6 protein-coding genes are annotated in these 9,774 nt (G+C 72.0%); 3 read left to right on the forward strand and 3 right to left on the reverse strand.

The annotated features are described in order from the left end of the window. Nucleotides 1-2: 2 nt before the first annotated feature. A complete protein-coding gene (locus tag ACFYZR_RS09385; protein ID WP_391907280.1) occupies nucleotides 3-2,420 on the reverse strand; it encodes a sigma-70 family RNA polymerase sigma factor in 2,418 nt (805 codons plus the stop codon). Nucleotides 2,421-2,652: 232 nt separating this feature from the next. Then, a complete protein-coding gene (locus tag ACFYZR_RS09390) occupies nucleotides 2,653-3,402 on the reverse strand; it encodes a TetR/AcrR family transcriptional regulator (RefSeq protein WP_391907282.1) in 750 nt (249 codons plus the stop codon). Between the two features lie 640 nt (nucleotides 3,403-4,042). Here ACFYZR_RS09390 and ACFYZR_RS09395 point away from each other — a divergent pair. Next, a complete protein-coding gene (locus tag ACFYZR_RS09395; RefSeq protein ID WP_391907353.1) occupies nucleotides 4,043-5,338 on the forward strand; it encodes an NAD(P)/FAD-dependent oxidoreductase in 1,296 nt (431 codons plus the stop codon). Between the two features lie 279 nt (nucleotides 5,339-5,617). Next, nucleotides 5,618-7,390 (forward strand): SpoIIE family protein phosphatase, encoded by a 1,773-nt coding sequence (locus tag ACFYZR_RS09400; protein ID WP_391907285.1) that lies wholly within the window; start codon nucleotides 5,618-5,620, stop codon nucleotides 7,388-7,390. A gap of 79 nt (nucleotides 7,391-7,469) precedes the next feature. Here the strand turns inward: ACFYZR_RS09400 and ACFYZR_RS09405 are convergent, their stop codons facing one another. Then, nucleotides 7,470-8,771 carry an MFS transporter gene (locus ACFYZR_RS09405; protein WP_391907355.1) on the reverse strand — a complete coding sequence of 434 codons (1,302 nt, stop codon included), beginning with the start codon at nucleotides 8,769-8,771 and terminating at the stop codon, nucleotides 7,470-7,472. 100 nt (nucleotides 8,772-8,871) lie between these two features. On the opposite strand from ACFYZR_RS09405, the gene ACFYZR_RS09410 reads away from it, so the two are divergent. Beyond that, complete coding sequence (locus ACFYZR_RS09410) at nucleotides 8,872-9,420, forward strand: MarR family winged helix-turn-helix transcriptional regulator (protein WP_391907287.1); 549 nt, start codon at nucleotides 8,872-8,874, stop codon at nucleotides 9,418-9,420. Nucleotides 9,421-9,774: the final 354 nt, after the last annotated feature.

Here is a 9,774-nt window from a genome sequence, read left to right on the forward strand (position 1 = left end):
ATCTAGCCGCAGCTGATCCGGGCCAGCGCCCAGTCCGGCACCGCCACCCGGTCCCACGCGGACACCGGCTGTACGACGAGGCGCAGCGTCTTGCGCCCCGTCAGCGGCACATGGACCGGCACCGCCGCCTGCCCGGCCCGCACCGGGCCCGAACTCCACACCCGGGAACCGTCCGCGTAGACGGAGAACGCGGCCGTGCCCAGACCGAACGACATGTCGTCCAGACCCGCCATGGCGTCGTAGGACGTACAGGACCGGTTGAGGTCGATCGTCACCGACGACGCGGCGTGGACGGTCACCCCGTGGCGGTACGCCGTACCGCCGATGCGGACACCGCCGTACCGCTGCCACAGCCAACTGCTCGCGCCGAACCGCACCTCGGGCTGTGAACCGTCGCCGAGCCCGCTGTACTCCAGCCGGTTGAGCTGGAAGACCGCCGGGGGCCGGGGCTTGTGCGTGGGCTTCGGCTCGGGGGCGGACGTGGGGTCGGGCTTGTGTGTGGGTTCGGGCCTGGGCTTCGGCTCGGGTTTCGAAGTGGGGGAGGACGGGTGGGACGTGGGGGCGTGAGCGGTGGGCCCGGACCCGGACCCCGTCGAGGCCGAGGCCGCCGACGACGCGGAGGCCGACGGGGCGCGCGACGCGGACGCGGAGGCGGACGGTGTGGGCGCCGAGGGCGAGGCCCCAGCCGACGCGCCCGTACTCGCGTCCGGACTCGCGTGCGCGCCCGACGGGCCGGGCACGGGCTTCGCCACCAGCGCGGGCGGGCCCTTCGGACCCTCGGAGGCGGTCAGCCCGGGCGTCGCCTTCGGCGCGCGCGGCTTCGGCAGGGCGGGGGCCACGGCGTCCTTGGCCAGCGGCTTCTCCGGCGGCGCGGACGTCCCGGACGCGAGGGTGTACGCGATGACCGCCCCGGCGGCGGCTACGGTCCCCGCGACGAGCGCGACCTTCGCCGCCAGGCCCAGCCCCTGCACCCCGACCCCGGACCCGCCGGAACCCGCCGCCCCGGACCCGGCCGTCCCCGATCCCGACGCGCCGGAGCCCGACGCCCCCGATCCGGCCGAAGCCGACCCGCCCGTCCCGGCCCCGCTCCCCGCAGCGCCCGAACCGCCCGCGCCGCCGGCACCTCCGCTCCCGCTTCCCGCGGCACCGGCACCCGAACCAGCGCCCGTACTCGAGCCGGCACCGGCACCCACATCCGCACCGGCACCCGCACCCGTGCTCACGGCCGCGGCTCCCGCCGCCCCGGCCGCTCCCGCAGTGCCCGCGGCGATCCCGCCCGCCGCCTTCAGCGACCAGTCGGCGGCGAACCAGCCGATGACCGCGACCGGCAGCAGCCCGCGCAGCTGCGCGTTGACGTCCGCGACCTCCCGCGCCGCCATGCGGCAGCGCGAACACCCCTCCAGATGCCGGCGCATCCCCCGCTCGGCCCGGGCCCGCAGACTGCCGCGCGCGTACGCGCCGAGCCGGTCCGCATAGCGCGCGCATTCGCCGCCGGACGTCAGCGACGTACTCACATGGGCCTGGAGATACGCCTGCCGCAGCCCCTCGCGCGCCCGGTGCGCCAGCACCGCCGTGGCATTGGCGGTCAGCCCGAGGAGCGGTGCCACCTCGCTCGGCGACTCCTCCTCCACGGTGGTGTGCCAGAGAACCGTCTGCCACCGCTCGGGCAGGCTCCGGAACGCCCGCACGGCCAGGGACTCCTCGGCCTCCTGCATGGCCCGCACATCCGCGCCGAGCCCCAGCGTGTCGTCCTCGGCGGCGACGGACGCCACCGCGGACGAGGTCGCGAAGACCGCGAAGTCCTCGACGAGATGCTCCCGCCGGGTCGTCCGCCCCCAGGCCGCCGCGACCCGCCGCACCGTGGTCAGCAGATACGCCCGTACCGCCGTGTCCGGCCCGGAGCCGCCCCGCACCGCCTGGAGCGTGGCGGCGAAGACCTCATTGGTCAGGTCCTCGGCGGTGTGGTCGTCACGGCAGCAGCTACGGGCGTACCGGCGGACCGCGCCGGCATGGCGCCGGTACAGCTCCTCGTAAGCCCCGCCGCTCTCCCCACCGCGCAGCTGTGCGACCAGCTCGAGGTCGGACGGTGGCACATCCGTGGCTTCCTGGTCTTCCCGCACACCCGCATCATCGACCGGCGCACCGTTCTCGGTACAACCAGCGGCATCGGTCTGTACGGGAATGCCGGAAGAGACCCGGTCTGTCACCCCCGGATCGGCATCCGCCCGGCCACTGTCCCTCGGCGCCGGCACTCCCGAACCGACGGGCCCGAACCACAGGTCCAGGGCGCCGGAGAGGGAGTCGGGACCCGGATCGGGGAAGGACGCGGACGGCCCTCCCTGATCGGGCACCTTGTGCGGCGGCGAAGGATCGCCGGCCCCGTCGCTTCCGCGAGGCTCTTCCCGCCCGTCAACACTCATAGCGCAGGCTCCCCGTACACGCCGGCACACTCGAACTCCGAGCAGCCTCGCATACGGGAACGCGGCAGGATCACTTCACCGACGGCAACCACCCGTCCGGTCCCTGGCCGGGCCGGAATACCGATGGTCACGAGAACCGATAGAAGGTCACGAGAACCGGTGGAAGGGCGGTCGCCGACGCCCGCGACCAGCGCCGGCGCCGACAACCGTCACATCACACGACCGCGAACGGCTACCGCGCGGGACGGGACCGCAGGCCCTCCAGCAGGATGTCCAACAGCCGCGACGAGGCCGCCGCCTGCTGCGCCGCGTCCGGCAGGGACGGCGCGGCCGTCGCTATCACCAGCAGCACATCCGCGACGGTCACATCGGCGCGCAGCTCACCCGCCGAGCGTGCCCGCTCCACCAGCCGGCCCACGACGTCCAGCAGGGCCGCCGCACCCGCGTCGTCCCGCTCCTGGACCGCCGTCGGCCGCTGCTCGACGAGCCGCAGCTCGTGCAGCTGGCCCCCGGCGCCCACGGGCTGCCGCTGCTGCGGCACCCGCGCCGGAACCCGCTCGCGGAGCTCCTCGGCCTCCACGTCGACGCCGACCCGCAGCACCTGCGGAGGCAGCAGCCGGCCCGCGCCCGACGCCACCGACGTGCGCAGGAACCGGGACAGCGCCGACCACGGCTCGTCCTCCTGCCCCAGCGCGGTGCGCGCCTGCTCGGTGAGCCGTGCCGTCTCCTCCTCGGCTATCCGCCGGACCAGCACGTCCTTGCTGGGGAACCGGCGGTAGACCGTCCCCACTCCCACCCGGGCCCGGCGCGCCACGTCCTCCATCGGCGCCCCGTACCCCAGCTCGCCGAAGACCTCGCGAGCCGCCCGCAGGACATGTTCCAGATTGCGCTGAGCATCCACGCGCAACGGCGTATTACGGCCACTCGTGCCGTCGGCCGTCGTCGCGACAGCGGCAGACCAATGAGAGCTCTGAATGGTCATACGTTCCCCCGGTTATGACGTCTCCCCCCGGAGACTCCCCGCCCTGACTGCCGGGGCGCGTCTCGACACCCCGACGGAGTACGAACATAGTTGAGCCCAGGTCAAGAAAGAAGGGGGTAGTTCCGCACAGGCCGTCCCCGATTGGAGTACAGGCCTGATCCCCTTTGATTCTGCACTACCGCTCCACCCCGCCGCATCCCCTCTGACCTGCGAATTTTTCCTGCTTGACGGGCCTCCTCGCACGGACGGATCAGCTCCGGGACCGGTCGTACATTTCAAAGGGCCTGTGGACAAACCACTGAGACCGATGCGTCATGGGAAGGAGCTGTGCCACAACGCGAGGACGATGCCAGGACGACGCGGCAGCACGAGGAGGAAGAGGGCCTTGGAGAGCGGACCGGCGCGCGAGGGGCACGAGGGACGGCAGGAGCGGGAGGAGCGGAAACCCGCACCGGCGGGAACCGATCCGGCCACCAACCCCGCCACCGACAAGGCCACCGACCCCGCCACCGACAAGGCCACCGCTCCGGCCACCGAGCCCCCCGCCCGGGAAACCGCTGGGGAAGCCTCCACCCGGGAAACCACCCGGGAAGCCTCCGCCCCCGCGCGCATCCTGGTCGTCGGCGGCGGCTACGTGGGGATGTACGCCGCCCTGCGCCTCCAGCGGAAGCTCAAGCGCGGCGAGGCCGACATCCTGGTCATCGACCCCGAGCCGTACATGACCTACCAGCCGTTCCTGCCCGAGGCCGCCGCCGGCTCCATCCAGCCCCGCCACGTCGTCGTCCCCCTGCGCCAGGTCCTCGGCAAATGCCAGGTCCTCACCGGCGAGGTCACCGCCATCGACCACGCGAACCGCACCGCCACCGTCAAGACCCTCGCCACCGAGGAGGAGGGCACCGGAGCCGTCGACCTCCACTACGACGAGCTGATCCTCGCCCCCGGGTCCATCTCCCGCACCCTCCCCGTCCCCGGCCTCGCCGACTACGGCATCGGCTTCAAGACGGTCGAGGAGGCCGTCGGCCTGCGCAACCACGTCCTCGAACAGCTCGACATCGCCTCCTCCACCCGCGACCCCGAAGTCCGCTACGCCGCCCTCACCTTCGTCTTCGTCGGCGGCGGCTACGCGGGCGTGGAAGCGCTCGCCGAGCTGGAGGACATGGCCCGTTACGCCACCCGTTACTACCACAACATCCAGCCCGAAGATCTGAAGTTCATCCTGGTCGAGGCGAGCCATCGCATCCTCCCCGAAGTCGGCGAGGAAATGGGCCTGTACACCATCCGCGAGCTGCGCGGCCGCAACATCGACGTACGCCTCGACACCCGCCTCCAGTCGTGCGAGAACCGCGTCGCCGTCCTTGGCGACGGCTCCCGCTTCCCCACCCGCACGCTCGTATGGACCGCCGGTGTCAAACCCCACCCCGTCCTCGCCGCCACCGACCTGCCCCTCGACGAGCGCGGCAGGCTCGTCTGCACCGCCGCCCTCGCCGTGGACGGCGTCGAGCACGCCTGGGCCGCCGGGGACGCCGCGGCCGTCCCCGACCTCACCGCCGCCCAGGCCGGCACGACCTGCGCCCCCAACTCCCAGCACGCCGTGCGCCAGGCCAAGGTCCTCGCCCGGAACGTCATCGCCTCCCTCCGCGGCCACGACCTCCAGGACTACCGCCACAAGTACATCGGCTCCGTAGCCTCCCTCGGCTTCCACAAGGGCGTCGCCCACGTCTACGGCAGGAAGCTCAAGGGCTACCCCGCCTGGTTCATGCACCGCGCCTACCACCTCAGCAGGGTCCCCACCGTCAACCGCAAGGCACGCGTCCTCGCCGACTGGACCCTCTCCGGGCTGTTCAAACGCGAGATCGTCTCGCTCGGCTCCCTGGAGAACCCCCGGGCCGAGTTCGAGCTCGCGGCGGGCACCGGACGCCACCCGGAGGCGAGTTGACGCCGACGACGGGCGCGGCCCGCAGCACGGGAACGCCTTTTTTGGGACGCGGCGTCTGACGAATGTCGGACCCGTCGGCCACACTGGACGTGTGACCATGGGTGGGCTGGTAGCCGCGAAGAGTAACAATCATGAGGATCCGGACGTTTGCTGCACTCCCCCGGGGGCCGGCCCCCGCACCGCCAACCGCGCCGCCGAGCCGGGCGCGCGGCACCGCCACCCCGCAAGGCATCCCACGTCGCCGAGCTGACCCGGAACGACTCCGCGAGGTAATCCTCAGTGAACTTCACCCGCTGGAGCGCCCGGCTCCCCGGAACACAGCGCCGAGCAGCGGCGCGCGCCGACCGCACGCCCGCCACGCCCCCGCAGCAGCCACAACCCGCACCCTCCGGCGGCAGCGGCCCCACCGGAACGGGCACGGGATCCGGTCCCGGCACCGTGCCCCCCGCCCGGGCCGAGTGCGCCCCGGCGCCGGACGCCGAGCCAGTCCCCCGGCTCGACGCGCTCTCCGTCCACGACATCCTCGGCACGGTCCCGGCCCTCGTCGCCGTCGTCTACGGCCCCGAACACCGCATCGCCTACGTCAACGACGCCTACGCCGACCTCTTCGGCCCCCGCGTCCCCGGCAGCCCGGCCCGCGACGCCCTTCCCGAGCTCACCGAGCTCGGCCTGCTCCCCCTGATGGACCAGGTCCTGCGCAGCCGCAAACCCCGCACGGTCAAGTCCCGCCGCGTCCCCGTCGCCCCCGGCCGCCACGGCTACTACACCTTCACCTGCACCCCCATCGACGTCGGCGAGGACAACAGCGAGGACAGCAGCAGGGACGACAGGGACAGCAAGGACAGTCGGCGCGGCGTCCTCGTCTTCGCCGCCGACGTCACCGACCAGGTGGAAGCCGCGGAACGACTGCGCGCCAGCGAACGCCGCCAGCGCGAGGCGGCCGTCACCCTCCAGCGCAGCCTCCTCCCCCAGGAGCTGGAGCAGCCCGACGACCTCCGCGTCGCCGCCACCTACCAGCCCGGCGGCAGCGACACCGCCGTCGGCGGCGACTGGTACGACGTCATCACCCTCGGCGCCGGCCGCACCGCGCTCGTCATCGGCGACGTCATGGGCCGAGGCGTCCGCGCGGCCGCCGTCATGGGCCAGCTCCGCACCGCCGTACGGGCCTACGCGCGCCTGGACCTCCCACCCCACGAGGTCCTCCAGCTCCTCGACGGCCTCGCCTCCGAGATCGACGCCACCCAGATCGCCACCTGCGTCTACGCCGTCCACGACCCCAACGAGGGCCGCCTCGTCTACGCCTCGGCGGGCCATCTGCCGATCCTCGTCCGCGACCCCGACGGCACCGTCCACCGGGCCGCCGAGCCCACCGGCCCCCCGCTCGGCACCGGAGGCTGGCTCCACACCTCCGGCAGCATGCCCCTCGGCCCCGGCTCCAGCGCCGTCCTCTATACGGACGGCCTGGTCGAACGCCGCCACGAGGACATCGACGAAGGCGTCGCCGCACTCGAGCGGGCGTTCGCGGGTGCGACCGGCTCACCCCAGGTGATGTGCGACCGCCTCATCCGCGCCCTCGGCGTCACCCAGGAACACGACGACGACGTCGCCATGCTCGTCCTCCAGCACCCCTTCCGCACCGGCCACGACGCCGAGCTCTTCCACAACGCCGCGCTCGAGCTCCTCGGCGGCATCGAGGCCGCACCCCGCGCCCGCGCCTTCGCCTCGGGCGTCCTCGCCAGCTGGCGCTTCCCCACCGAGCTCCGCGACCTGGGCGTCCTGGCCGCCAGCGAGCTCGTGGCCAACTCCCTCCAGCACGGCGAACCGCCCATGCGGCTCCGGCTGCGCCGCACCGACCGCCGCCTGATCATCGAGGTCACCGACGGCGACGACCACCTGCCGCGCCGCCGCCGCGCCGAGCCCGCGGACGAGGCCGGCCGCGGCATCTCGATCATCGCCACCATCGCCTCGTCCTGGGGCTCACGCCGCACCCCGGGCGGCGGCAAGGCCGTCTGGTGCGAGTTCGCGCTGCCGGGCGTAGGTGTGCACGAATAAGCACGAATAAGCACGAATAAGGGTGTGGCCTGGCCGGAAGCTTTCACTTCCGGCCAGGCCACACCCTTCTTTATATGTATTACGCCGCCACGGGCACTCGCTCGTCGGTCTCGGCGGGGGCGACGACCCGGGCCCGCTGGGCACGGGCGAGGAACGGATTGTCCTGCGCCGCCGTGAGCCGGCGCCCCAGCCGCAGGGCCAGCGCCGTGATGCCGAGCGAGCACATGATCAGCAGCGTCACATAGACACCGGACAGCCCCAGCCCCACCAGCAGCGCGCCCAGCAGCGGCCCCGAGGCCATCGCCAGCTGTTTCACCAGAGCGAAGGCCGAGTTGTACTGACCGATCAGCGACGCCGGAGCCAGGTCGGCCACCAGCGGCGCCACGGTCGGCGACAGCATCGACTCACCGACACCGAACAGCACATAGGTGGAGATCAGCAGCCCCGTGGCCACCGCCTGCGCACCGTGCACCAGCCCGGACAGCGCCGCGGCCACCCATGCCACGGTCCAGATCAGCCCGACCAGCGCCATGACCCGGCTGCGCCGACGGCCCTCCACCAGCTTCAGCACAACGAACTGCGTCACGACGATCGCGGCCGTATTGGCGAACAGCGCGATGCCCAGCGTGGCGGGGGAGACGTGGGTGACCTCCGTGGCGTACGCCGCCAGCCCCGACTCGAACTGTCCGTAGCAGGCGAAGAACATCACGAAGCCCAGCACGCACAGCCACACCATGGAACGGTCCCGCAGCAGGGTGCGCCACGCGCCCTCGGGCCGGCCCTCCGTCGGCACGGCGTCCTCGACCCGGGGAACCTCCGGCAGCTTCACGGTCGCCACCGTCGCACCCAGGACCAGGAACATCACCGCCTCGATGCCGAACAGCCGGATGAAGCTCGACGCGGCGTTCTCGTCGACCATCAGACCGCCGATGAGCCCACCGAGACCGAGGCCCAGGTTGTTGAGGAAGAACTGGGTGGCGAACGAGCGGGAGCGGGTCAGCGGCGTCGAGCACCACACGATCATGGTCGCCAGCGACGGCTGGATCACCGCGATACCCGCACCGAGCGCGGCCGCGGACGCGATGACCAGCGGGGTGACGCTCGACAGACCCAGCCCCAGCGAACCGATGGCCGCCGAGACCGTACCCACGATGGCCACGGGCAACGGACCCCGCCGGTCGATCGCCCGACCGGTGAAGGGCAGCACGATCAGCGCGGCCACGGCCAGCGTGAACAGCGTCAGCCCCGCTGTCCCCGCTCCCAGGTCCCGCACCTTCGCCACATAGACGTAGAGATACGGAACCGTGAAGCCGTTGCCGAACGCGCTCAACGCGTTGCCCAACTGGATCCGGCGCAGTGCCGCGCCCATCGCGGTGGTCACACTCACCCCTCAAGGTTGAAGACTTCGATGGTAAAGTTCGAAGCTAAAGAGTACATGGCGAAGGGCTTTAGCGCGAATGATTTCTGCGATACTGCCGCTCATGGCAGACACCCCCGGGCCCGCCGAGCCGAGCCTCGAAGAGCAGATCGCCGTCTACCAGCGCGAGTACCAAGGCCTGGATCCGCAGGTGGAACGCGTCGTCTCCGCTCTCAGCCGCCTCAACCGCCGCATGAACGTCGCGTACGGCCGCCAGACCGCGGAGCTCGGCATGAGCAACGCCGAGTGGGAGGTCCTCAAGGCCCTCGTCCTCGCCGGCACCCCCTACCGCCTGGGCCCCGGCGACCTCGCCAAACGCCTCGGCCTCACCCCCGCCGCCATGACCCACCGCATCGACCGCATGGTCGCGGAGGGCCTCGTCACCAGGGAGCGGGACGAGAACAACCGCGTCCGCGTGATCGTCGGCATCACGGAGGAAGGCCGGGCGAAGTGGCTGGAGGGCCTGCGCAAGGCCACCGTCTTCGAGGAGGAACTCCTCCAGGACCTCTCGACGGACGAGCGCGCCCAGCTCGGCGCGATGCTGACCCGCCTGCTGCGCCGCGTGGAGCGCACCCAACCGGACGCCGGGGGACGGCTCAACGACCTCGACTGAGTCCATCGGGGAGCCCTTGGGGAAGCCCTCCGGGGACCCTTTGGGGGCCGGTTGACACGGGTCCGTCGGATCCGTAGTGTTCTCCGAGTTGTCACGGGGCCGATACGGTTCCGGGACAGCCACTCCAGCCGCATCGGCGGCGATCACCTCTTTGCATGACCCTTGAACGGGATGAATTTCGGCGTGTCCGGAATTCGGAACGGGTGCCGATTAGGCGCCGCGGGGGAAATCCGCTAAAGTAGTGATCACGCCGGAAGGCGCGAGAAACCCCGCTCCAACAGGGGGCCGGAAAAGGAATCCGAACCGGGAACGGAACGGAAAACGGATCTGGTAAGGTTGGAAACACCGAAGGGA

This window comes from Streptomyces sp. NPDC001678 (assembly GCF_042892945.1).
Classification (GTDB): Bacteria; Actinomycetota; Actinomycetes; order Streptomycetales; family Streptomycetaceae; genus Streptomyces.